A 23276-nucleotide genomic window follows, 5' to 3' on the forward strand; every position below is an offset into this window, starting at 1 on the left:
AGCGGTGCGCGTGGCGCGACGGCGGACGGACCGCGGGTGCATACCCTGAGTACATGGCCAGCATTCCTTTCACTCTAGCCGCGCTCGCGACGTCGGCGGTGCCGGGCCTCGTGGTCTTCGGGGTCCGCGAGAATCTGGATGACGAGAGCTACGCCTCCGCGATCGTGACGTGCACCGATGGGGAGCTGCTGGTCCGGGTGCCGAGAACCCAGGCCGCCGAGGTGCAGCAGTCAGCTGAGCTGCTCGGTCTCGCGGCGCTCGGCGACGGGCCGCGCAGCCGCCTGCCCTTCGACGTTCCGCGCACGCTCGGCGTGACTCGAGCTGGCGAGACTCGCGCGGTCGTCGTCACCACCGTCGAGGGCGCGAGCTTCGCCGCCGAGGATCTCGCCGATGACGCGATCCTGCTGCGCCCCATCGCCGAGGCGATCGCGGCGATCCACGAACTCCCGTTGAGCGTGGCGCAGCAGGGCGGACTTCCCGTGCGCAGCGCACAGGATCTTCGGCTGCGCGCCACGCGCCTCATCGACCGGGCGAGCGCGACACGGCTTCTGCCGGAGACGGTCCTGCAACGCTGGGAGCAGACGGTCGAGCACGCCGAACTGTGGGACTTCTCGCCGGTCATGGTGCACGGGTCTCTCGACGCGCATCAACTCCGCGTCGACGAGGATCGCATCACTGCGGTGCTCGGCTGGTCCGAGCTCTCCCTCGGCGATCCGGCTTCCGACCTCGCCTGGCTGTTGGCGGCGGGATCCGACGTCCTCGACGCCGTGCTCGCGCGGTACGCCAAGCTCCGCAATACCGGCTCCCTGCAGCACCTGCGCACCCGCGCGGCGCTCTCCCACGAACTGGAGGTGGCCCGCTGGCTGCTGCACGGCGTGGAGACGCACGACCAGTCGGTCGTGGACGACGCGGTGTCGATGCTCGACCGCATGGTCGGATTCACGGGACCGCTGGGGCGCGAGATCGCCGCGTCGTCGCCGAGCGCGCCTCTCGACGAATCAGGGGTCTCGGCGCTGCTCGCGGAGACCCCTGACGTGGTGGATCAGCTGTCGGACACCGCGGCCTACGAAGCACTCGACGAAGACCGGATGTTCGGGGTCGACACCGACTTCGTGGAGCCCCTGCGTACGCCGTCGGATCCGGAACCGGACCCGGCGCATCCGCTGGAGGAGGACGACGCGACCGACGCCGACCGCGAGCAGGATCCGACGACCGGGGCTGTGCCCCGAACGGACGCCTCGGAACAGCCCACCGAGCCCATCGACCCGGCCGATCTGCCCGCGCCGCACGAGTCCGACGAGCCGGACACGCCTCCGGCACGGCGGTAGACCAGGATGACCGGTGCGGACCGGCACGCGGAAGACGGTGATCACGTGACGCACCCCTATCTGACTGCCGTTTCGAACCCCAAGGTGCTCGCGCATCGCGGATTCGTCTCGGAGGCGCTTGTCGCGAGCGGGGTCGTCGAGAACACTCGGGTCGCATTCGCCTCGGCGGTGCTCGCCGGAGCGGACTACCTCGAGACTGATTGCCGCCTCACGCGCGACGGGCGGGTCGTGCTCTGCCACGACGGCGATCTCGCCCGGGTCACCGGCGATCCGCAACCGGTCGCGTCGGCGACGCACCGAGACCTTGCCGCGATGTTGGCCGATCGGGGCGGCCTCCTCACCCTCGAGGAGGCGCTCGAGGAGTTCCCGAACGCCCGCTTCAACGTTGATGTCAAGGTGCCCGATGCCGCCGAGGCGGTCGGGCGCTGCGTCGCACCCCACGCGGAACGGGTGCTCGTCACGAGCTTCTCGGAGGCCACGCGGCTGCGCACGCTGCGCGCCTCCGCCGCGGTCGCCGGCTCACGACGGCCCGCGACGTCGCCGGGGCGCCGCAGGCTGGCGGCCGCACTCGCCGCGATCGCGCTGCGCTCGCGCGCCGGTATCGCGCGCGCGTGCGCCGGCGTGGACGCTCTGCAGATCCCCGAGCGCCAGGGACCGCTGCCGATACTGAGCCCGCGCCTGCTCGACGAGACCCGACGGCTCGGCATCGAGGTGCACGTCTGGACGGTCAACGACCCGCAACGCATGCGGGAGCTCGTGCGGATGGGGGTCTCGGGAGTCATCACCGACTGCACGGATCTCGCGCTCGACGCGCTCCCTTGATCTCAGAGCGCAGCGCCGCCCAGTCGCGCCGCCGCGTCGCGCCAGATGCGCTCGAGAGCGTCGAGCTCTCGCAGCTCGCCGCCGCGCAGTTCCACACCCTCGGAGACGTAGTAGAGCGACACGTCGATGCGTGCGGGGTCGACGCCCGCCCACTGCGCATAGGCGTGCCGGTACAGGTCGAGCTGGAAGAAGCGGCTCTGTCGCTCCTGCTCGTTCCGGGGTGATCGGCCCGCCTTCCAGTCGACCACTTCGTACCGTTCGTGGGACGCTCCGGGCGTGTCCGGCTGCGCGGGCACTCGATAGACGGCGTCGAGCTTGCACACGAGGGTGCGACCGGCGAACGGCAGCGTGACCTCCTGCTCGACCGCGATCGGCTGAAGCTCAGCCCACCGCGAACGCTCGAATTGCTCGATCAGCGGCCGCAACGCCGCCTCGTCATCGGGACCGAGGTTCTCCGCAGCCGTGTTCGCCGACCCCGGGGAACCGGGAGTACCACCGGCAGTTCCTTCGGCCCCGTCGAACTCTGCCAGCTCGGGATCCGGGACGTCGAGTTCGAGACCGCTCAGCGGCAACGCCGTACCGCGCGCCGTGGTCGCGCGCCGCTCAACCCACTCGTGGAAGCGGTTGCCGAGACGCGTGCGACGGTAGGGGCGCTGGGGCACCGGGCGCAGCCGCCGCCGCTCGGCCCGTTCGGGGTCCTCGACGAACTCGTGAAAGGTCGAGGCGGTGACGCGCTCGGGGAGCGCCGCCGCGACATCCACGGCCGGCGCAGCCCCCGCCGGGAGGCCGCGGTCGCGAGACTGCTGCGCAGCCCGACGTTCGGCGAGCAGCAGGCGGACCGTCTCATCAAGCTCGGGATCCTCAGCCCAGTCGTCGTCTGGAGCGCGCGTCGCGAGTGCGGCGCGCAGGGTCGCGGCCGCGCGCAGAACCGCTGGGCCGCGAGCACCGAGCGGGTCCGGCGGCCACTGCATCGTGAGCTCGGCGCGTTCGCTGGGGTCGGCCTCGTGCGCGCTGGCTTCCGGCACCCCCGTGATGATCCCCGCCTCCTGCAGCTCGAGCAGGTAGGGAGAGGGCGGCCGCGGCCGCGTCTGGCCGCCCCAGAACGATCCGCTCAGCAGGAGCCGTTCGGCTGCGCGGGTCACGGCCACATAGGCCAATCGCCGCTCCTCCTCCCGGTGCCGTTCCCTGAGCTCCTCCTTGTACTCGGCGAGCCGATCGCAGAGTTCCTTCTGGGTGGAGGCGAGGCGCCACTTCAACTGCGGGCGCGCGCGGGCGTCGCCCCGCAGTTCATCGGGGAGCTCCCCGGCGCGAAGCCAGCCCGCCCCGATACGCGGCGTGCCCGGGAACTCGCCGCCCACGAGGCGGGGCACGGCGACCAGGTCCCACTCGAGTCCCTTCGCACCGTGCGCGGTGATGAGCTGCACCGTGCCGGGCTGCGGCGCCGCGACGTGCTCGGCCGCCTCGTCGGCCTCCGTCGCGCGCTCGATCCACTCGAGCAGCGACGCCAGCGTGCCGCGGCTGTCCACCGCGAGGTACCCGTCCACGAGGTCGGCGAACACATCGAGATTCGCGTGCGCCGCCGACGTTCCGGCCGTTTCGCGCGCCTCGTTGGCGTCCAGTTCGATGTCGAGGCGCAGCGCCTGCACGGTGGCTCCGATCAGCTCTCCGACGCTGCCGCCCACCCCCTGCCGCAGGGCGGCCAGCATACGACCCGCCTCGCGCAGCCGGATGCGCCCCGTCTCGCTGATACCGCGCAGCGCGCGGTGGTCGAGATCGCGCATGGAGGCGATCTGGTCGAGCGCATCGATGAGGGTGTACTGACGATCGGGATCGGGCAGCACGCTGTCGGCCGATCGTTGCGCGTCTCCGATCGGCTGCTGAGCGATGTCGCGCTCGGCGAACCACCGGGCCGCTTCGCGCAGCCCCCCGAGGTCGGCGACCCCGAGACGGAAACGCGGCCCGCTCAGGAGCCGGAGGAGCGGCCCGCCGGCGTCGGCGTACCAGAGGCAGCGCAGCACGCTCACGACGTCGGTGATCTCGGGAGTCGAGAGCAGGCCTCCGAGCCCGACGATCCGGTTGGGAACCCCCGCCTCGGTGAGCGCTGCCGAGAAGGCAGCCATCGGGCTGCGCTTGCGGAAGATCACGGCGGCGCTCGGCTGCTCGCCGTGCTCGGCGAGGTGCGCCTCCCGCGCGGCGCGCATCCACTCGGCCACCGCCAGTCGTTCCTCGTGCACGGTCTCCGGGAACGTCCACTCGACCGATCCCGCGCCCGCACCGGGGCGCGGCACGAGCTGCGGCACGTCGACCGCGGCGTCGGCCGCGAGTGGACCCGAGATGGCGTTGGCGGCGTCGAGCACCCGTGCCGGATTGCGCCAGCTCGTCGACAGGGTCAGCGTCGCGGAGGCGCGGGGCGAGTCTTCCGGGGCCCGTCCGCCGAAGTCCGCGTGGAAGGATTGGAGCCCTTCGGCCGAGGCGCCCCGCCACCCGTAGATCGACTGGTGCGGATCCCCGACGGCCATGACCGGAGCGCCCGCGAAGATCATGGCGAGGAATCGGGTCTGGCCCACCGACGTGTCCTGCACCTCGTCGAGCAGAACGGCTCGATGGCGCCGCCGGAGCAGGCGCACCCCATCGGCCGATCGCTCGAGCGAGCGCGTGGCCAGGGCGAGCTGATCGGAGAACTCCACGAGACCCCGTCGGCGCTTCTCCTCGGCGTAGGCGCGCGCGAGCCTGGTGATGAGCGGGGTCTCGGCGAGACTCGCGACCGCATCACGCACCGGGGCGTAGAGCTTGCCACTGTCGAGGGGGGTCTTCTCGTTGTAGGGCAGTCGCTGCACCCCGACGAACTCCCCGACGATCTGGTCGACTCGATCGAGGGAGGAGAGGTGGTCGGCGACGGCGTGGTCGACGTTCAGCACGTGCCGCACCAGCTGGGCGATCCCGAGATCGCTGCTCGCGAGCGCGGCATCGTCGCTCTCGAGAACGACCTCGCGCGCGATGCGCCAGGCCGTCGCCTCGTCGATCACGACCGACCCGGGTGCCGCACCTGCCGCGACGCCGAACTCCTGCAGCACTCCCGCGGCGAAGGAGTTGTAGGTGTTCACCTCGGGAATGTCGAGGCCGTCCGCGAGCAGCTCGATCACCTGCGCGGCCCGCGCCGATTCCGTGTGCGAGAGCTCTCCGCGCTCGTCCGCGTCGCGCAGTCGGGCCGCGAAGCCGGCGAGTCTGCCGGTGATGCGTTCGCGCAGCTCGCCCGCCGCCTTCCGAGTGAACGTGAGGCCCAAGATCTCATCGGGCGCCGCGAGGCCGTTCGCCACGAGCCAGACGACCCGGTTCGCCATGGTCTCGGTCTTGCCGCTTCCCGCACCGGCGATCACGAGCGTGCTGCCGGCCAGGCGGTGCTCGATGACCGCGCGCTGCTCGGGCGTCGGCACGACCGGCGGCTTGGTCGGGCTCGCGAGAAGCAGGGCGATGCGCTCGGCCGAGAACACGGCCTCCGTCCCGCCGCGCGGCCCCGGGCCGGTCGACTCGATGCCGCTCATGCGTGACTCACCGCCGGAATGATGTGCAGTCTGCACTCGCCCGGTCGATGCGGATCGGAGCAGTGGTGCTCGATGCGCGCCGTGAACTCGCCGGCGGCCATGACACGAGCGATCTCGGCGACTCGTTGCATCAGCTCCTCCGTCGCCTCTGCCGAAATCGGCTGCTGCACTCGCTCGACGTACTCCGACTGCTTGGCGGCGTCAGGGTGCACGTAGAGCAGCCTGGCACCGCCGCTCACCGGAGCCGGAGCCGCAGCCGCAGCCGCAGCCGGGGCCGTGGCCGTGGCCGGCGACTGCGCCCCCGACCCATCGGGACGCGGCTGCACCGACGCGGTTCCGAGCTCGAAGGCGTTGCGGTTCACGCCCAGCTGGTACGCCTGCAACTGCGCGTGGGTCTCGGCGTCGGCCTTCGACGGCAGGTTGCGTCCCGTCTTGAGATCGATCACGCTGATCTCCACTCCGCCGTCGGCGCGCGGAACCGCTTCGATCCGGTCGGCTGCACCGCGCAGCACCGCGCGTTCGATCGGGACCGCGAATCGGGTCTCACGGCCGAGGAGCTGACGGTTCGAAGCTTCGAAGTCACGCAGATATGCCGCGAGACCGCGCGTCTGCGCCTGGGCGAGACGCGCGGTGCGCTCCGATTCCCACGCGGCTTCGAAGGGCAGCTTGCGCCACTCGCGCAGCACGGCGTCGAGCAGCTCCTGCGGGTCGTGCCCCTGCGCCGTTTCGAGCGCGTGGTGCACGAGAGTGCCCAGGCTCGCCTGCACCCCGCCGCTGCCTCCGCCGCTCAGCGTGGCGACCGCCCAGTCGAGCGGGCAGTTCTCCGCGCGTTCCAGGTGCGACGGGCTCACCGGCACCCGCAGCTCCGGGTCACCGGCGAGGTCGTAGAGCGGCGCCGTCGTGCTCGGCGGCAGCACCCCGTACCACTGGTCCGGGTGGGCCCCGGCCGCCTGCTCGCCGGCGAGCGCCACGAGTGCGCGCAGCGCGGCGACGTCTTCGGGGTCGCTCGCGAGCCTGCGGCGCATCTCGGCGGTGACCCCCCGCAAGGTGAGTCGGGCGCTGGGCAGATCGGCACGCACGTGATCGCGTCCGAAGCCGAAGAACGGGCTCGGGTGCTGATCCTCATCCGTGATCGCGACGACGAGCAGCTCGTCGCTCGATCGAGCGCAGCTGTGCACGAACAGCCGGAGCTCGTCGTGCATCGTGTCGCGACGGGACGGCGGGACGGCCTCGCCCCCGCGCAGCCAGCGCTCGAGCGCAGCGGTGCCCAGAAGTGAGCCGCGCGCGCGGAGATTCGGCCAGGCACCGTCCTGCACCCCGATGACGGCGACCACGTCGAACTCACGTCCGATCGCGCCTTGCGGAGTAGTGACGGTGACCGCCGCGCGCTGGCTGCGCTGCGCCAGCGAATCCTCGGGCACCGCACTCTCCAGCAGGTCTTCGAGCAGTTCGGCGATCGGCTGCTCGCTGTCCTGCTCCTCGTGCCGCTGCAGCGCGAAGAAGAGGCCCATGACCGCGTCGAGCGACCGGTGCGCCTCGTCGGCGCGCGCTCCCCGGCCATCGAGCGCTTCGTCCTGCCAGCGCTCGGCGAGACGGGTGCGCTCCCAGAGCGCCCACAGCACCTCGCGCGGAGTGCCGCCCGCCCGCAGCACCTCCGAAGCCGCGGCCGAGAGGAGACCGATCCGGCGCAGCACCCGTCCTCCCGCGCTGTCGATCACGGGTGTCGCGCCCGGGACGGCGAAGGCCTCGAGCACGATTTCGTCGATCGGCTGCGGCTCGCGGCCGTCGGGCTCCGCTTCCCGGCGCTCCTGCAGCAGAAGAGCGCCCCGCAAGCGCCGGATCGCGACCGGATCGAGCCCCCCGACCACGCCGCCCGCGAGCCGGAGCACATCGGATGCGGTGAACTCACGGATCCCGAGGACCTGCTGCAGCAGAAGAATCAGCTCTCGCACGATCTGATGCTCGCGCAGCACGATGCCGCCGGCCGCGACCCCGGTCGGCACCTGATGCGCGGCGAGCGCACGCGCGACTCGCGACGCCTCGGCCCGACTCCGGCAGATCACCGCCATGTCGCGCCAGGCGACCGGCGCTGCCCCGCGCAGACCGAGACGCCGTTCTCGAAGGCGATGCGCGATGATCCCGAGCTGCTCGGCGGGCGATGCCGCGGCCGCGAACTGCACGTCGGCGCCTCGCGGCGCAGCGGAGGCGTCGGCGCCCGCTCCGTCGTCGACGGAGCTCGCCGCACGCTGCGCCCCGGCCCCGGCCGCACCGACACGAGCGGTCAGCGCTGCGATGAACCGGCGCACCGCCGGACCGTGCCGGTGCACGGTCTCGAGCACGGCGAGCTGCTCGACCTGGGACTCGGGGCGGAGCGCCGCATCGCCTGCACGCCGCGCCAGTTCCGAGCCCAGCCGGGAGAGCGCCTCGGTACGCTCGCCGTGGAACGCGCTCGTCGCGATGTCGGGGTCCCCGAACACCCATACGGCGCTGCCCGCGCTCGCGCACGCCGCGAGAAGAGCGAGCTCCCCCTCACCGAGCTCCTGCGCGTCGTCGACGAGGATCATCCGCGGGAGCCGGATCCTGCCGGCCTCTGCGGCGACGGCGCCCTCCGCCCGCACGGCGCCCTCCGCACCCACGGCGGCGGCCGCCGCTCGCAGCAGGCCGCTCGAGCTCAGCTCCCCCGGGCGCTCGCCGGCGAGAACGCCGGTGACCGCGGCGATGAGGTCCAGCCCGTCGACCCATCGGTCGAGCACCCCCGGCTCGGGGAGGCGGGTGCTCGCCGATCCCCCGGCCTGCTCCCGCAGGCCCCTCAGGCGCTCGGCGAGCGGCGCCGCATCGAGATCGAAGTCGTCGACGATGCGCCACAGCTCCCGAAGCTCAGCGCGGAACGCCGGGCTGCGGAGCACCTCGCCGGTGAGACCCGCGACACGCGCGGCGGTCGCGCCCGGCCTCGCGAGACCCGCCTCGACCACCGCGGCGATCGCCTCGTCCTGCGCCGTGCCGGTGAGCAGCCTCGGCGCGTCACGGCCCGCGAGCGCCGAGGCGCGGGTGAGCACCGCGAACCCCAGCGACGCGGCCGTGCGCACGGGCGTACCGCCGATGGCCCGGCCGACGTTGCGCTCGACCGACGCGCGCAGCGCGGTCGCGACGAGCCGGTTGGGGGCGAGCGCGAGCACATCGGGCTCGCTCCACCCCGGGCGGCGCAGTGCGCGGGTGTACGCCTCGACGAGCACGCGGGTCTTGCCGCTGCCCGGCGCTCCCAGAACGCGGGCGTGGCGCGTGGGATCGAGCTCGAGTGCACGAGCCTGGGAACGGTCGAATCCGGTCATGCGCTCAGCCTACTGAGCACCGCCGACATCGCTCCGATCACGAGTCGCGGCTGCGCCGAGGGCGAACGCGAGGGCGGGTCGGGGCGCGGCGGGTACTCGGGGCCCTAGACTCGAAGGCAGTCGCACGACAGACCGCTCCGTGGCTCGCGCCGCGGCATTCGAGGAGGCACCCCGTGGAAGTTCGCATCGGCATCAAGCACTCGCCCCGTGAGCTCTCGTTCGAGACCGAGTCGACCGCAGACGAGGTGCGCGCCCTCGTCGAGGACGCCGTCGCCAAGGACGCCGCGCTGATCACTCTTGCCGATGCCAAGGGCCGTCAGTATCTCGTCGACGCCGAGTCGATCGCCTACATCGAGCTCGGCGGCGAGGGCAGCCGCAAGGTCGGCTTCATCAGCTGACCGAGGCCTCCGGGTGCGCATCCCGTCAGCCGGCGACGTCTCCGCCGGCTGACGGGTGCATCGCGCCCGGCACCGGGTCGACGTCGCGTCGTCCGAGCGCTTCGCTCAGTGGCTCAGCGCGCGCAATTCGTCGCGAACAGCGTCGAGCAGCCGGTCCGCCACCTCGCGCTTCGATCCCGACGCCTCGCCGGCGACCCGCCCATCGGCGTCGAGCACGTACAACCGGTTCGCGTCGCTCTCGAAGCCCTCCGTCCACCCGACGGCGTTCACCGCGAGCAGGTCTACGCCCTTCCGCGCCAGCTTGCGCCGGCCGCGCTCGAGCAGCTCATCATCGGCATCGCTTTCCGCGGCGACGGTCTCCGCCGCGAAGCCGACGATCACCTGTCCGGGCCGCCGTCCGCGCACCAGTCCGACCAGGATGTCCGGATTCTCCACCAGCGTGAGCGTCGGCGCCTCGCCCGCGGTGTCCTCCTTGCGGATCTTGTGCTCCGCGACCTCCGCAACGCGGTAGTCGGCCACGGCCGCAGCCATGATCACGGCCTCGGCTCCAGATGCGGCAGCGTGCGCCGCAGCTTCGAGCTCGGCCGCGGTGCCGATCGGCACGACCCGCACGGCGCCGCGATCCCGCACCCCGGCCAGCACGGACTCGTCGACATTCGCCGCGAGCAGCACCACCTTCGCGCCCCGATCCGCCGCCGCGGCAGCCACCGCGACCCCCTGCCGCCCGCTCGAGCGGTTGCCGAGGTAGCGCACCGGGTCGATCGGCTCCCGGGTGCCGCCGGCCGTCACGAGCAGCCGAACCCCGTCGAGATCGCCGCGACGAACCGGATCCGACGACACCGCGGGCGGTGCAGGTGGGGCCGGCGCGGCCGCCTCAGCAAATTCTCGTGGCGCAGCCGCCTCCGCTGCCTCCGCCGCCTCGGCGCCAGCACCATGCGACGGTGCGGGATCCGCTGCAGCCTCGCTCAGGAGGCGCCGGGCGCGCTCGATAATCTGCTCCGGTTCGCTCATACGACCCGGCCCGCTGTCGTCTCCTGTCAGCCGCCCGGATTCCGGCCCGACGAGTTCGACGCCGCGGGAACGCAGGATCGCCACATTGTCCTGGGTCGCGGGATGCTGCCACATCTCCGTGTGCATCGCCGGAGCGACGAGCAGCGGTGCGCGTGTCGCGAGAAGGGTCGTGCCCAGGAGATCATCCGCCAAGCCGGCAGCCATGCGGGCCAGCGAATTGGCGGTCGCCGGAGCGACGATCACGAGATCCGCCCGCTGCCCGAGCGCCACGTGCCGCACCTCGGGGACGTCCTCGTGCACCGAGGTGGTCACCGGATTGCGGCTGATCGCCTCCCAGGTCGGCGCCCCGACGAAGCGCAGGGCGTCGTCGGTCGGGACGACGTGCACGTCGTGGCCGTCCTCGACGAGCAGCCGCGCCACAGCGACGGCCTTGTACGCGGCGATGCCACCGGTCACACCCAGCACGATGTTCATGCGTTCATCATCCCACGTCGGCGGATCTCGGACCCGAATGCCCCGCCCGCGCGCTCGGACGCGGGCTCGGACGCTGACTCGGGCTCGTGCTCGTGCCCGACCCGTTTGTTCGCAACCGACCCGATGGTCAATGCCGGATCGTTCAGTCTCGACGATCCCACTCAGTCTCACCGGTGCGTGGGGAGGCAGAGCAGATGCAGAGCAGAGGGGACTCAGCCGCGCCGCGCCAGGAGCACCGCGACCTCGAGATGGCGCGTGTGCGGGAACATGTCGAAGACCCTCGCCTCGCGCACCGCATACGAGGGCAGTGCGACGAGGTCGCGCGCGAGGCTCTCCGGATTGCAGCTCGAGTAGATCACCAGGCCCACGCCGCTGCCCTCGAGCCACGCGCACAGCTCTGCTCCGATCCCCCGCCTCGGAGGGTTCACGATGACCGCCTCGGGCCGTTCGGCCGGATCGGACGCGAGCGCGAATGCCGTCGCGTCGGCCGCCGTGAAGCGCGCATCGATCCCGGCCTCCCGAGCACTCCGCCGGGCGGAACGCACCGCGGCCTCACTGATCTCCACACCGAGGAGGCGGCGCGGCGACCGACCGCCGGCCCCGCCCCCGGCCCCATCCCCGGCCCCGGCCGCGATGTGCAACGCGAATCCGCCCACCCCGCAGTAGAGGTCCCAGAGCGATGCGGGATCCTCCCGCGAGACCCACTCGGCCGCTTGCGCGTACAGGGCGCGCGCCACTCCGGTATTGGTTTGGAAGAAGCTCTGCGGACGCAGGTGCAGCGGTACGCCGTCGCCGAGGTCCATCGTGAGCGACGAGCCGAGCAGCAGCTCCTCGCGCTCGCCCTCGAGCACGGCCTTGTGCTCGGGCAGCAGATTCACCGAGACCACGGCGAGCATCGGGAGCGCTCGACCGAGCGCGGGCAGCTCGCGCCGCAGACGAGCGAGGGCAGCATCGCTGCGCACCACGAACCGGAGCATCAGCTCGCCGCTCTCGCCGCCAGCACCACCCTCGCTACCCGCGCTATCCGCGCCGCTCCCCGGCGATTCCGTGATGTGCACGAACTTCAGCTCGCCGCGGCGACGCGGCACATCGTAGGGAGCCAATCCGGTGCGCTCGAGGATCTCGGCGATGTGCGGAATCGCCCGGCGGATGCCCGGGGACTGGATGAGGCAGTCGCGCAGGTCGACGCCCGCGCCGTCCGGGCCGAGAATGCCGAGCGTCACGCGGCCGGGTCGCCCGCCGACCACCAGCTTGGCCTTGTTGCGGAAGTCGCGCACGCCGCCGTGCACGCTCGGCAGCCACGCGCTCTCGGGCACGTCGGGCAGAAGTTCGCGGCAGCGCAGCTCCTTCTCGCGCAGCTGCTCCTCGTAGGGCGTCTCGATGAGCGCGCAGCTGCGGCAGCGGTCCGCGACGAAGTAGTCGCAGCGCGGGATCCCTCCGGCGTCCTGGGCTCGATCCTCCCGGCGAGGAGCGGGCCGGAGCCGATCGTCGCTCATGCGGTCAGGCCGAGGCCGTCCATGCGCCGGATGTGGTCGGCGATGAGCTCGGTGAACACGGGCTCCACCTCGTCAGCGTCGAAGGAGCGATGCTCGCTGAGCAGCAGGACCGCTCGCGAGACCAGCAGCGTATCCCCCACGAGGCGGCGGCCCCAGAGCGCCAGCCAGCTCGAGAGCGCGTCGTCCTCCGCGAGCGCGTCTGCGAGGAGCACTGCGACCTGATCACGACCGCTGTCGCTGCTGAGGATCTGGATCGCCTCCGCGCGATACCCGTCGCGCATGCCGCCGGCGAGGCTCGCGAAGAAATCGTCGAAGAGCCCGCCGACGAGGTACAACGACAGCACGTGCTGATGCCAATCGGCCGTGTCGATGCGCTCGACGTACTCGTCGATCACACGCGAATAGGGCCGCATCACCACGTGAGGCTCCTCACCGCGCCGGCGGATCTCATCGGTGAGCCGCTGATGCTTGGCGAGCGTCAGCCCCGCGACCCGCGCCAGCACCTCCTTCGCCTCGAGCGTCGGAGCGCCCGATACCGCGCGCGTCGCCGCTTCATAGAGCTCCAGCTGCAGATAGGCCGTCAGCCCCAGGAACGGCAGCATGCCGGGCGCGAACTCGGCGAGTTCGACGCGCTCCGCATCGCTCCCCTCGCCGCGCGCCCGCAGTCTGCGTGCTGGCGCGCTCTTCTTGCGCAACCCACGGATCCACTCGAACACCCTGACAGCTTACCGTCGTGCCGGCGGGAGGGTGGAATAGACTGGACGCCGTACGTATTGGCCGCGGAGGACATCGGATCCCCCGCCGCTGCGCCCTCTGCGAATGCGCGCGCAGCACACACACGCCGGATCCGGCGCAGAATAGGACGCAACGTGACGACATTCCTCGAACTCGGCGTCGACCAGGACATGGTCGATTCGCTCGCAGACCAGGGCATCATCGATGCCTTCCCCATCCAGGAGCAGACGATCCCGCTCGCGCTGACGGGGGAGGACATCATCGGTCAGGCGAAGACGGGCACCGGCAAGACGTTCGGCTTCGGGCTGCCGCTGCTGCAGCGCGTCGGCGCGGATCCCGCCCCGGGCGTACAGGCCCTCGTGGTGGTGCCCACCCGCGAGCTGTGCGTGCAGGTGTACGAGGATCTCGAACTCGCGGCGAAGAATCGGGGCGCGACCGTCGTGCCGATCTACGGCGGCAAGGCGTACGAGGGTCAGATCGACCAGCTCAAGGCCGGCGCGCAGATCGTGGTCGGCACACCCGGGCGCCTGCTCGACCTCGCGAGCCAGCGCATCCTCAATCTCGGCGACGTGCGCGAGATGGTGCTCGACGAGGCCGACAAGATGCTCGACCTCGGCTTCCTCGCCGACATCGAGAAGCTCTTCGCGAAGACGCCGGCGACCCGGCACACCATGCTGTTCTCGGCCACGATGCCGGGCACGATCGTGACCCTGGCGCGGCGCTTCATGTCGAAGCCGATCCACATCCGCGCCACGGATCCCGACGAGGGCGCGGCGCAGGCCAACATCGAGCACATCGTCTACCGCGCCCACTCGCTCGACAAGGACGAGGTGATCGGGCGCATCCTGCAGGCGGAAGGGCGCGGCAAGACGGTGATCTTCATGCGCACGAAGCGCGCGGCCGCCAAGCTGCAGGAGGAGCTGGTGGATCGCGGGTTCAACGCCGCCTCCGTGCACGGCGACCTCAATCAGGATCAGCGCGAGCGCGCCATGGCCGCGTTCAAGGCCGGCAAGAAGGACATCCTCATCGCCACCGATGTCGCTGCCCGCGGCATCGACGTCGATGACGTGACCCACGTGATCAACCACACCGTGCCCGACGACGAGAAGACCTACCTGCACCGCGTCGGTCGCACCGGCCGAGCGGGCCGCACCGGCATCGCCGTCACCTTCGTCGACTGGGATGACCTGCACAAGTGGGCGCTCATCAACAAGGCGCTCGACTTCGGCGTGCCCGAGCCGGTGGAGACGTACTCCTCGTCGCCGCACCTCTTCGCCGATCTCAACATCCCCGAGGGGTCGAAAAGCCGACTGAAGGCCACGCCGGTGAAGGAGCGGACGCCGCGATCCGAGCGATCGAAGCCCGCGGGATCGGGTGACGATTCCGGATCCGGCGATGGCGCCCGACGACGCACCCGGCGGCGCACCCGCAGCGCGAATCCGCAGGGGCGCGGGCGTCATGAGACGCACGGCCACGAGGGGCACGGGCACGATCAGGAGGGCGGCGGCGAGCCCGGCGCCCCGCTGCTGCAGGAGGCCGGCGGGGAGGCTGCTGCGCCCAAGCGGCGTCGCCGTCGCCGCTCCGGCGGGTCGGGGGGAACCGGCGGTGCCGGCACGTCCAGCGGCGAGAGTGCTCCCGCTGCCGAAGCCGCATCCGGCGCGGAGTAGCGCCGCCGAAACCGAGCCGATTCTCCGAGACCGCAGGGATCAGCGGCGCTGAAGCCCTCGGGTTCGAACACTGGGCTCGGTCTCGGCGGGCGGGGCTGCGGGGGCGGCTCGCCTCAGCGCGGCACGACGACCAGGTCGCGCAGACGCGCCACGACAGCCGGATCCGTCGTCCGCTCCCCCAGGCGGTTCGGCTTGCCCACCCCGTGGTAGTCGCTCGAACCGGTCGCCGCGAGTCCCAGCTCGGCGGCGGCCGCCTCGAGCGGGGGCAACCAGTCCATGCGGTTCTCGGGGTGATGCAGCTCGACGCCCCACAGGCCCGCCGCCGCGAGTGCCCGCAGCTCGTCCGGCGAACTCGGCCGGCGCTGCCGGAAGGCTGCGGGGTGCGCGAGCACGGCGACTCCACCGGCCGCACGCACCATGCGGATGGCATCGACGGTCTCGATCGCATGCGTGCCGAGGTAGTAGGGCGATCCGGGGTGCAGCACCTGCTCGAACGCCGAGCTGCGATCGTCGAAGTACCCCGCTGCGACCAGCGCGTCCGCGATGTGCGGCCGGCCGACGGTGCGGACGTCCTCGTCGCCCACCACTGTCTCCCACGTGATCGCGTAGTCGATCGACACGCGGCGCACCATCTCGCGCGCACGCGTGCGACGTGCCGTGCGCACCTCGGCGAGCGCCTCGAAGAGCTCGCCCGCGGCCGCGTCGATCCCGTATCCGAGCAAGTGCCGGGATCTGCCGGCGTGCTTCGTCGTGATCTCGATCCCTGGCACGAACTCGATGCCGTGCTCTCGAGCCGCGAGCCGCGCCTCATCCCAGCCGTCGACCGTGTCGTGGTCGGTCAGGGCGAACCCCGCCAACCCCAGCCGCGACGCCTCCCGGGCGATCTCTGCAGGGCGGGTCGTGCCGTCCGAGAAGACCGAGTGCGTGTGCAGATCGAATCCCCGCTGCGTCCCGGATGGTGCCATCCCTGCATTCTACGCGGGCGGCCGGCCCGAAAACCGCGATCGGCGCCCGGGCGCCCGACAGCGGCGCGCGTCAGCGGCGCCCGGCGCACGTCAGCGGCGCCCGGCGCACGTCAGCGGCGCGCGGCGCACGCTCCGATGGAGGTGAGAGGATGGAGGCATGACCGACACCGCCCAGGCCACCCACGAGGTGGAGATCGACAACAGCAACCGCAGCACCACCCCGCAGACGGACGCATTCGCAGACTACATCTCGGCGCACTGGGCGGAGCGGCCCGAGTCGATGCCCGAGCAGAGCGCTGCGGCGCCGTTCGCAGCGCGACGTCGCGCAAGCCTCGGAGCGCTCTTCCCCGGCACTCGGCTCGTGATCGCCGCGGGGGCGATGCAGCAGCGCTCCAACGACACGTTCTACCCCTTCCGCGCGCACAGCGCGTTCGCCCATCTGACGGGCTGGGGTGCAGACGCCGAGCCGGGTGCGATCCTCGTACTCGACCCGGTCGCAGGGGTGCACGAGGCCACCCACACCGCAACGCTCTACTTCCGCGAACGCGCCGGACGCGACAGCGACGAGTTCTTCGCGAATCCCGAGATCGGGGAGTTCTGGATCGGAGCGCGCCCGTCGCTCGCGCAGGTTTCGGCAGCGCTCGGGATCCGCACCGCAGCGCTCGCCGAGTTCTCGCCCGGCGCAGAGGATCGCTCGCTCGGCCTGGCCGAGGACGACCTCGAGCTCGCCCGAGCGGCCTCCGAGCTGCGACTGGTCAAGGACGCCTACGAGCTCGCCGAGATGCAGACCGCGGTCGATGCGACGGCGGCGGGCTTCTCCGAGGTGCTCGCGGCACTGCCGCGCGCCAGTGCGCATCCCCGTGGCGAACGGATCGTCGAGGGCGTGTTCAATCAGCGCGCGCGTCTCGACGGCAACACCGTCGGGTACGAGACCATCGCCGCCTCCGGCCCGCACGCCTGCACGCTGCACTGGATCCGCAACGATGGGCCTGTACGCGCGGGCGACCTCCTGCTGCTCGACGCCGGCGTCGAGCTCGCCAGTCTCTACACGGCCGACATCACCCGTACCGTGCCGGTCTCCGGCGCGTTCACCGAGGTGCAGCGCAGAGTGTACGACGCCGTGCTCGAAGCCGCCGATGCGGCCCGCGCGATCGTGCGTCCGGGCATCCGCTTCGGCGACGTGCACGACGCGGCAATGGCGGTGATCGAGCACCGCACCCGCGAGTGGGGGCTGCTGCCCGAGCACGACGGGACGGCGTACTACCGCCGCTACATGGTGCACGGCACAAGCCATCACCTGGGGTTGGACGTGCACGACTGCGCGCAGGCCCGACGCGAGATGTACCTCGACGGCATCCTGGAGCCGGGCATGGTGTTCACGATCGAGCCGGGCCTGTACTTCCAGCCCGACGATCTCACCGTGCCCGAGGAGTTCCGAGGCATCGGCGTGCGCATCGAAGATGACATCGCGGTGACCGAGGACGGGTGCGTCAACCTCTCGGCCGGCATCCCGCGCACCGCCGACGAGGTAGAAGCCTGGATCAGGGAATCTCAGCGGGGATCCTGATCCGAGCGGCGGCACGCGGCGTCCTGCACGCGGCGTCTCCCGCACAGACGAGCCGGGTATCATCGATCCTCTGATGAGTGCTGGACCTGTACGCTCGGGATCGTCCCGGTGGGCCCGCGCCCGCGGCGCATGCGCCGCGGGCGCGGCGCTCGTGCTTCTCGGAAGCGCGATCACGGCACCGCTCTCGATGGCGAGCGCCCTGACCGGAACCGGCTCCGGCTCCGCGAGCGTGCTCAGCGGAGCCCAGCGACTCGATCCGGAGAGCTTCTCGGAAGCGCTCGTCGACACAACGGTCTCCGTCGCCTCACCGACCGCACCGGGACGCTCGGAACGGGCGGCACTGTACAGCCTGCAGCAGTTCATGTTCACCGGCTCCGTCGCCTGGGGCGGCTACCGATTCACCTACTACAGCCAGCAGGTGCTCCCCGGCCCCGGGCTCAGGATCCCGGGCCGTCACGTCAACAGCGATGGCTATGTGAGCGACGGGGACGGCTTCATCGTGCTCGCGGGATCCGCGCCCAAGGGTTCCGTGTTCGAGACCCCGTTCGGCTACCAGGGCAAGATCTACGATCGCGGCACCTTCGGCAACCACCTCGACGTCTACATCCGCTGACCGGCGCGCCGGGCTGCTACGGCTCCGCACCGTCCGTGTAGACCCACCGCCCGTCGTCGTCGCGGGTGAAGCGACTGCGCTCGCGCTGCTCGAACCGCCCGTCCGGTGTGCTGCCCACCGCGGTGAAGGTGACGAAGCCTTCTGCGTCGAACGGGCCGCCGGCTTCCGCGCGCTCGATGAACAGCCGCTTCCACACGATCGAGTCGTCGAGGTCCATCGAGCGCGGCCGGGTGGCGGGATCCCAACTGTGCAGCAGGTACTCCGCCGCCCCCAGCGCGAACGCACTGTACCTGGCCCGCATGAGCCGCTCGGCCGTGGGCGCCGGCTCGCCCGCGTGCATCCGCCCGCAGCAGTGCTCATACGATTCGCCCCGTCCGCAGGGGCAGCGACCGATCCCCGTCCCGCGCCGCTCGCTCATCGGGGGCACCCGCCGCTCACAGCTCGCCGCGCAGGGCCGCCTGCAGCGTGTCGAGGCGTACGCCGCCGATCGCCAGCGCATCCCGGTGGAAGGCGCGCACGTCGAAGTCGGATCCGGCGGCCTCGGCGCGCTCCCTAGCCTCGTCGCGCAGCGCCTCCCAGATGCGCTGGCCCACCTTGTACGAGGGCGCCTGCCCGGCCCAGCCCAGGTATCGCAGCACTTCGAAGCGGACGAATCCGTCGTTCATATTGACGTTGTCTCGCATGAAGGAGAACGCGAAGTCGCCGTCCCAGACGCCCGCGCCATCGGGGCGGGTCTTGCCCAGGTGCACCCCGATGTCCAGCACCACCCGGGCAGCGCGCATCCGCTGCCCGTCGAGCATCCCGAGCCGATCGGCGGGGTCCTCGAGATAGCCGAGCTGTTCCATCAGTCGCTCCGCGTAGAGCGCCCACCCCTCCGCGTGCCCGGAGGTGCCCGCCAGTTGGCGTCGCCACTCGTTGAGCGTTCCGCGATTCACCACTGCCTGGCCGATCTGCAGGTGATGCCCGGGCACACCCTCGTGGTAGACCGTCGTGAGCTCTCGCCACGTGTCGAACTCCGTCACCCCCTCGGGCACTGACCACCACATGCGACCGGGTCGCGAGAAGTCGTCGCTCGGACCCGTGTAGTAGATCCCGCCCTCCTGCGTCGGGGCGATGCGGCACTCCAGCGCACGAATCTGATGGGAGATCTCGAACTGCGTCTCACCGAGTTCCGCCACCGCACGATCACTCGTCTCCTGCATCCAGCGTCTCAGCGCTTCGGTGCCGTGCAGCCGACGACCGGGGTCGCGCTCCAACGCCGCCACCGCCTCGGCCACGATGCCGGGACGGGGTACTCCCCCGACGATCTCTGCCGCCGCGCGCTCTTGCTCCTCGGTCATCCGCGCCAGTTCTTCCAGGCCCCACTCATAGGTCTCGTCGAGGTCGATCCGGGCCCCCAGGAACCCCTCGGAGGCGAGCTCGTAGCGTTCTCGTCCGAAGGCGTCCTCCGAGCTCGCCGTGGGCGCGATCTCGCGTTCGAGGAAATCGGCCAGGTCGGCGTAGGCGCTCGAGGCCGCCGCGGCCGCGGCCGCGAGTTCCAGCGCGAGGGGGGCCGGCACACCGGAGGTCGACGCGAGCCGGCCGAAGAAGCCGGGCTCCTCGGGGGAGCCCGCCGTGCGCCGCGACTGCGCCGCGACTTCGACGACCTGCCGCACGGCGGGGGTCAGCCCGCGCGACGCCCCCTCGGACAGGCTCTCGCGATACCCCGCGAGCGCCCCGGGAATCTCCCGCAGGCGTGCCGCAACGAGTTCCCAATCGGCGGCGGACTCGGTGCGCATCAGGTCGAAGACGTCGCGCATCTGCTGCGGGGGCGACTCGATGACGTTGAGATCGCGCAGGTGCTCGCCCGATTCGTGCTGGGCGAGCGACAGCCGCAGCTCCGATGCGAGATCGGCGCGGGTCACCGCGTCGACCTCATCGGCGGGCGGCGCGGCCGCAAGCTCGGCGAGAACGCTTCGTCGCGCCTCGGCGACGCCTTCGGCGCCTGCCGGCGAATAGTCCGCGAGCCCCGAGCTCGGCCTGCCGATGTACGTGCCGACCGTGGGGTCGTGCGCGACGAGGGCGTCCACCCAGGCCTCTGCGATGCGATCGACGGCGGTCTGCCTGCGCTCCACGTTCATACCGTCCAGCCTAGAGCTTCGCCAACCGACCGTCGGGAGTTCGGGCCTCCCGCCTGTCGGTTCGCGAAGCGCGGCGCTTCAGGGCAGAATGGAGGTGTGCACGGCGCGATCCCGCACCCCGTGCTCACCGGCAGCCGGTTCCCGTCTGCGCAGACGTTCCGAGGAGACCCCGTGAAGATTCGCACCCGTATCGCCACCGCCGTGACCGCAGCGCTCGCCTCGGTCTTCGTCGCCGTGCCCGCGTTCGCCCACGACGGCGGGCACGAAGAATCGATGTTCTCGACGGCGGGCGATCCGCTCGACGTGGTGGCGATCTCGATCGTCGGCGTCGTGCTGCTGGCCGTGGTGCTGATCGGTTCGACGCTCGTGGGCAATCTCTTCGAGAAGAAGTAGCCTCAGACGGAGCGCGCAGCTGGGGCCGGGATCCGTGCAGGATCCCGGCCCCAGCTGCATTGACGAGCGGGGCGTTCAGCTCACGACGCGGATACCGTCGACTGCGGCGTCGACCGCGCCGCGCACATACCCCGTGGGCGAGGCCGCGACGGCCCGCAGAAACTTCACGGTCTCGGCGGTGATCTCCTCGCCCGGCAGCAGATTGGGGATGCCCGGCGGGTAGGCGGCCAACGTATCGGCGGAGACGCGTCCGATCGCCTCCTGGGCCGGCACGATCTCGCTCGCGCCGAAGTAGGCGTCGCGCGGCAGCAGGCGCAGCGCGCCGGGCTCGGGCAGCTCGGGGAACGCCGCTCCCCGCTCCTCCGGCCCCAGGCGGGCCGCCTCGTCGGCGACCTGGTCGAGCGCTGCGGAGAATCGGGCGACGTCGGGGGTGCGCAGCGCACCGATCACCGCGACGACGCTCGTCGCAGTCGACATTTCGAGATACACGCCGTGCTCGCGGATCATGCGTCCGCGCACCCAGTGCCCGCTGCGCCCGAGTGCCGAGACGTCGATCGGCACGCGCAGCGGATCCGTGTCGACGATGTCGGGGAACTCGCCGAATCCGTCGCTGATGACCGCGAACCGCGGATCGCGCCGCAGCCGTGTGCGCAGATCCTCAGCCGCCCGGATCGCTGCTCCGATCCGCTCCTCCCCCGTGACCAGCGCACGACGGGCCGCGTCGAGCGAGCTCATCAGCACGCCGCTCATCGATGTCGACGCCGTCATGGAGAACGCGCGCGCCACGAGCGGTTCGAGGCGGTCGGCGAAGGGGCCGTGGCCCAGGTGCAGCATGGCCGACTGGGTGAGGGATCCCGCGAGCTTGTGCGTGCTCGAGACCACGAGGTCGGCGCCCAGTCGCGCCGGCGACTCGGGCAGCTCCGGGTGGAAGCCGAAGTGGGCGCCCCAGGCGCCGTCGACGATGAGCGCGGCGCCGTGCGCGTGGGCGACATCGGCGAGGCCCCGCACATCCGCTGTCGAGCCGAAGTAGCTCGGCGAGACGACGTAGACGCTCGACACTGCGCGCCCGGCCTCGGATTCGCGGGTGAGCGCCGCGTCGAGCGCGTCCGGCGCGAGTCCGTGCGCGATCCCATGATGCGCGTCAATCGCCGGCGCGACGAAGGAAGGGATCAGTCCGGCGAGCAGCACCCCGTCGGTGAAACTGGAGTGCATGCTGCGCTGGATCAGCACGCGCTCGCCGAGCCCGCGCACGGCGATGGCCGCCGTGCGGTTCGCCTGCGATGCGCCGTTGGTGAGGAACCAGCTGCGCCGGGCGCCCCAGGCCTCTGCGGCGAGGCGCTGAGCGTCGACGAGCGGCGAGTCGTCTCCGAGGTCGATCCCCTCGATCATGAGCGGCACATCGAGTCGCGCCGCACGCGGCCCGAGGAGCTGCGCGATGTGCGCGCCGCCGTCGTCCGGGTCGTTCCCGTGCCCGGGCACCATCATCGAGAGCGGCTCGGAGGCGCCGAAGCGCTCGATCGCCTCGGCGTACGGAGCCTGCTGCTGCTCGGCGGAGAAGCGGCGCGCGAACGCCTCCTCGCCGGTCGCCGAGATGCCGGCGGACGCCGCGCTCGGACCCGTGCGGTCATCGGGGCCGGGGCGGGCCTCGGAGCCGGGCACGTCGTCGTCGATGCGGGTACCGGGCGTCCACGAATCCTGATGCAGCATGGAGTCATGATCCCGCGCCCTCGGCACGGGCTGGAACCCTGCATTCGCCTCACGGGCGCAATATGCTGTATTGAACCACTCCCCCGCGATCTCGCACGCCGCTCCAGAAGGATGGTGGACCTCATGATCGACCTCAGACAGCTCCTGGCGCTCAGCGCCGTGGCCGCCGAAGGATCGGTGGCGCGCGCAGCCACCCGACTGGGCTGGAGCCAGCCGACGGTCGACTATCACCTGCGCAATCTCGACCGCCTCGTGGGCGCAGACCTCACCGAGCGCAGCACCCGCGGCAGCAAGCTGACCACGGCGGGATCGCTCATGCTCGAGCGGGGCCAGGAGATCCTCGGCCTCGCCGAACGGGCGCTGACCGACGTGCGCGATCTCGCTCAGTTGGGTCGGATCCGCCTGAGGTTCGGCACGTTCCCGACGGCCGCCGCGCGTCTCCTCCCCGGAATCACGAGCCGCGTGGCCGAACTCGGCATCGAACTCGACGCCACGCTCGAGGAGCTCGCGCCGCTCGTCACGCGGGTCAACCAGCACACGCTCGACGCCGCACTCGTCTACGCGGCAGGCGGCTACCGACTCCCGTTCCGCGCCGAGGTGCACACCACGCACCTCTTCACGGATCCGATGCTCGTCGCCCTGCCCGCGTCGCACCCGGCCGCGCGGCACCGCACCTTCGATCAGGAGACGCTGCTCTCGCTCGCCACCGACAGCTGGGTGATGGGCTCGACCCCGGGCGACACGCTCGATGATCTCGTGCGAGAAGTGTTCCAGGCGGCCGGCCATCAGATCGACGTCGCGATCAGAACCGACGACTACTCCGTCGTGCTCGGGCTCGTCGCGGCGGGCATGGCCGTCGCGCTCGTGCCGAGCCTCGTCGGCAACCGGCCGCCCGAAGGCGTCGTGCTGCGCCCCGTCGACGATCCGCGCTTCACGCGCGAGCTCCTGCTCGCCGCGCCGGCCGGTCCCGGTGGTCCGTCCGCCGCCGTGCGCCAGCTGGCCGAGGCCGTCCGGCGCTCCATCAGCGCACTCGGGTAGGGCGGCGCTTCGCCCCTCAGCCAAGGGTCGAGTCATCCACCGGCTCCGACCTGACTCCGAACCGCACCGGC

General features: G+C 71.6%; 17 protein-coding genes. 8 read left to right on the forward strand and 9 right to left on the reverse strand.

Features of this window, described 5'->3' with window-relative positions; genetic code table 11:
• The first annotated feature begins 53 nt into the window (after positions 1-53).
• Positions 54-1328 carry a phosphotransferase gene (locus tag EVS81_RS02060; protein ID WP_130108917.1) on the forward strand — a complete coding sequence of 425 codons (1275 nt, stop codon included), beginning with the start codon at positions 54-56 and terminating at the stop codon, positions 1326-1328.
• A 45-nt stretch (positions 1329-1373) separates the two neighbouring features.
• Entirely contained in the window at positions 1374-2150 is a 777-nt protein-coding gene (locus EVS81_RS02065; protein ID WP_130108918.1) for a glycerophosphodiester phosphodiesterase family protein, read from the forward strand.
• Positions 2151-2152: 2 nt separating this feature from the next.
• Here EVS81_RS02065 and EVS81_RS02070 read toward each other — a convergent pair whose 3' ends face one another.
• Positions 2153-5692 (reverse strand): ATP-dependent DNA helicase, encoded by a 3540-nt coding sequence (locus tag EVS81_RS02070; RefSeq protein WP_130108919.1) that lies wholly within the window; start codon positions 5690-5692, stop codon positions 2153-2155.
• On the reverse strand, positions 5689-9021 hold the full coding sequence (locus EVS81_RS02075) for a UrvD/REP family ATP-dependent DNA helicase (RefSeq protein ID WP_130108920.1): 3333 nt from the start codon (positions 9019-9021) through the stop codon (positions 5689-5691). Before EVS81_RS02075 ends, EVS81_RS02070 begins: the two co-directional genes overlap by 4 nt.
• A 173-nt stretch (positions 9022-9194) precedes the next feature.
• Between EVS81_RS02075 and EVS81_RS02080 the strand changes: the two genes are divergently transcribed.
• Positions 9195-9419 (forward strand): DUF3107 domain-containing protein, encoded by a 225-nt coding sequence (locus EVS81_RS02080; RefSeq protein ID WP_130108921.1) that lies wholly within the window; start codon positions 9195-9197, stop codon positions 9417-9419.
• Positions 9420-9524: 105 nt separating this feature from the next.
• Here the strand turns inward: EVS81_RS02080 and EVS81_RS02085 are convergent, their stop codons facing one another.
• The 3 genes from EVS81_RS02085 to EVS81_RS02095 form a co-directional block, all read right to left on the reverse strand.
• The gene (locus EVS81_RS02085) at positions 9525-10904 is read right to left on the reverse strand and encodes a bifunctional phosphopantothenoylcysteine decarboxylase/phosphopantothenate synthase (protein ID WP_130108922.1); all 1380 of its coding nucleotides are present in this window, start codon (positions 10902-10904) and stop codon (positions 9525-9527) included.
• 212 nt (positions 10905-11116) lie between these two features.
• Entirely contained in the window at positions 11117-12400 is a 1284-nt protein-coding gene (locus EVS81_RS02090; protein WP_130108923.1) for a class I SAM-dependent methyltransferase, read from the reverse strand.
• Positions 12397-13116, reverse strand: a complete 720-nt coding sequence (locus tag EVS81_RS02095; protein WP_130108924.1) for a ferritin-like fold-containing protein — start codon at positions 13114-13116, stop codon at positions 12397-12399. Before EVS81_RS02095 ends, EVS81_RS02090 begins: the two co-directional genes overlap by 4 nt.
• A 153-nt stretch (positions 13117-13269) precedes the next feature.
• On the opposite strand from EVS81_RS02095, the gene EVS81_RS02100 reads away from it, so the two are divergent.
• Positions 13270-14802: a DEAD/DEAH box helicase gene (locus tag EVS81_RS02100; protein WP_205879372.1), complete on the forward strand. Its 1533-nt coding sequence runs from the start codon at positions 13270-13272 to the stop codon at positions 14800-14802.
• A gap of 113 nt (positions 14803-14915) precedes the next feature.
• Here the strand turns inward: EVS81_RS02100 and EVS81_RS02105 are convergent, their stop codons facing one another.
• Entirely contained in the window at positions 14916-15767 is an 852-nt protein-coding gene (locus EVS81_RS02105; protein ID WP_130108925.1) for a PHP domain-containing protein, read from the reverse strand.
• A gap of 157 nt (positions 15768-15924) precedes the next feature.
• On the opposite strand from EVS81_RS02105, the gene EVS81_RS02110 reads away from it, so the two are divergent.
• Together EVS81_RS02110 and EVS81_RS02115 are read left to right on the forward strand one after the other, a co-directional pair.
• Positions 15925-17334, forward strand: a complete 1410-nt coding sequence (locus EVS81_RS02110) for an aminopeptidase P family protein (RefSeq protein WP_130108926.1) — start codon at positions 15925-15927, stop codon at positions 17332-17334.
• Between the two features lie 73 nt (positions 17335-17407).
• Positions 17408-17947, forward strand: a complete 540-nt coding sequence (locus EVS81_RS02115; RefSeq protein WP_130108927.1) for a hypothetical protein — start codon at positions 17408-17410, stop codon at positions 17945-17947.
• A gap of 16 nt (positions 17948-17963) precedes the next feature.
• Here EVS81_RS02115 and EVS81_RS02120 read toward each other — a convergent pair whose 3' ends face one another.
• Together EVS81_RS02120 and EVS81_RS02125 are read right to left on the reverse strand one after the other, a co-directional pair.
• Positions 17964-18287: a YchJ family protein gene (locus tag EVS81_RS02120; RefSeq protein ID WP_338034660.1), complete on the reverse strand. Its 324-nt coding sequence runs from the start codon at positions 18285-18287 to the stop codon at positions 17964-17966.
• 94 nt (positions 18288-18381) lie between these two features.
• Positions 18382-20067 (reverse strand): DUF885 domain-containing protein, encoded by a 1686-nt coding sequence (locus EVS81_RS02125; protein ID WP_130108929.1) that lies wholly within the window; start codon positions 20065-20067, stop codon positions 18382-18384.
• 96 nt (positions 20068-20163) lie between these two features.
• Here EVS81_RS02125 and EVS81_RS02130 point away from each other — a divergent pair, with 96 nt between their 5' ends.
• Positions 20164-20460 (forward strand): hypothetical protein, encoded by a 297-nt coding sequence (locus EVS81_RS02130; RefSeq protein WP_240739923.1) that lies wholly within the window; start codon positions 20164-20166, stop codon positions 20458-20460.
• 75 nt (positions 20461-20535) lie between these two features.
• Here the strand turns inward: EVS81_RS02130 and EVS81_RS02135 are convergent, their stop codons facing one another.
• Complete coding sequence (locus tag EVS81_RS02135; protein ID WP_130108930.1) at positions 20536-22167, reverse strand: aminotransferase class I/II-fold pyridoxal phosphate-dependent enzyme; 1632 nt, start codon at positions 22165-22167, stop codon at positions 20536-20538.
• A gap of 123 nt (positions 22168-22290) precedes the next feature.
• Between EVS81_RS02135 and EVS81_RS02140 the strand changes: the two genes are divergently transcribed.
• Complete coding sequence (locus tag EVS81_RS02140; RefSeq protein WP_130108931.1) at positions 22291-23205, forward strand: LysR family transcriptional regulator; 915 nt, start codon at positions 22291-22293, stop codon at positions 23203-23205.
• The last annotated feature ends 71 nt before the right edge of the window (positions 23206-23276 follow it).

Source organism: Leucobacter triazinivorans (genome assembly GCF_004208635.1).
Lineage (GTDB): Bacteria > Actinomycetota > Actinomycetes > Actinomycetales > Microbacteriaceae > Leucobacter > Leucobacter triazinivorans.

What these genes read in the sequence shown, in the direction of transcription:
- EVS81_RS02135 (WP_130108930.1), bottom strand. Translation starts at nt 22,167, where the DNA reads ATGCTGCATCAGGATTCGTGGACGCCCGGTACCCGCATCGACGACGAC.
- EVS81_RS02075 (WP_130108920.1), bottom strand. Translation starts at nt 9,021, where the DNA reads ATGACCGGATTCGACCGTTCCCAGGCTCGTGCACTCGAGCTCGATCCC.
- EVS81_RS02140 (WP_130108931.1), top strand. Translation starts at nt 22,291, where the DNA reads ATGATCGACCTCAGACAGCTCCTGGCGCTCAGCGCCGTGGCCGCCGAA.
- EVS81_RS02125 (WP_130108929.1), bottom strand. Translation starts at nt 20,067, where the DNA reads ATGAACGTGGAGCGCAGGCAGACCGCCGTCGATCGCATCGCAGAGGCC.
- EVS81_RS02090 (WP_130108923.1), bottom strand. Translation starts at nt 12,400, where the DNA reads ATGAGCGACGATCGGCTCCGGCCCGCTCCTCGCCGGGAGGATCGAGCC.
- EVS81_RS02105 (WP_130108925.1), bottom strand. Translation starts at nt 15,767, where the DNA reads ATGGCACCATCCGGGACGCAGCGGGGATTCGATCTGCACACGCACTCG.
- EVS81_RS02115 (WP_130108927.1), top strand. Translation starts at nt 17,408, where the DNA reads ATGAGTGCTGGACCTGTACGCTCGGGATCGTCCCGGTGGGCCCGCGCC.
- EVS81_RS02060 (WP_130108917.1), top strand. Translation starts at nt 54, where the DNA reads ATGGCCAGCATTCCTTTCACTCTAGCCGCGCTCGCGACGTCGGCGGTG.
- EVS81_RS02120 (WP_338034660.1), bottom strand. Translation starts at nt 18,287, where the DNA reads ATGCACGCGGGCGAGCCGGCGCCCACGGCCGAGCGGCTCATGCGGGCC.
- EVS81_RS02110 (WP_130108926.1), top strand. Translation starts at nt 15,925, where the DNA reads ATGACCGACACCGCCCAGGCCACCCACGAGGTGGAGATCGACAACAGC.
- EVS81_RS02070 (WP_130108919.1), bottom strand. Translation starts at nt 5,692, where the DNA reads ATGAGCGGCATCGAGTCGACCGGCCCGGGGCCGCGCGGCGGGACGGAG.
- EVS81_RS02085 (WP_130108922.1), bottom strand. Translation starts at nt 10,904, where the DNA reads ATGAACATCGTGCTGGGTGTGACCGGTGGCATCGCCGCGTACAAGGCC.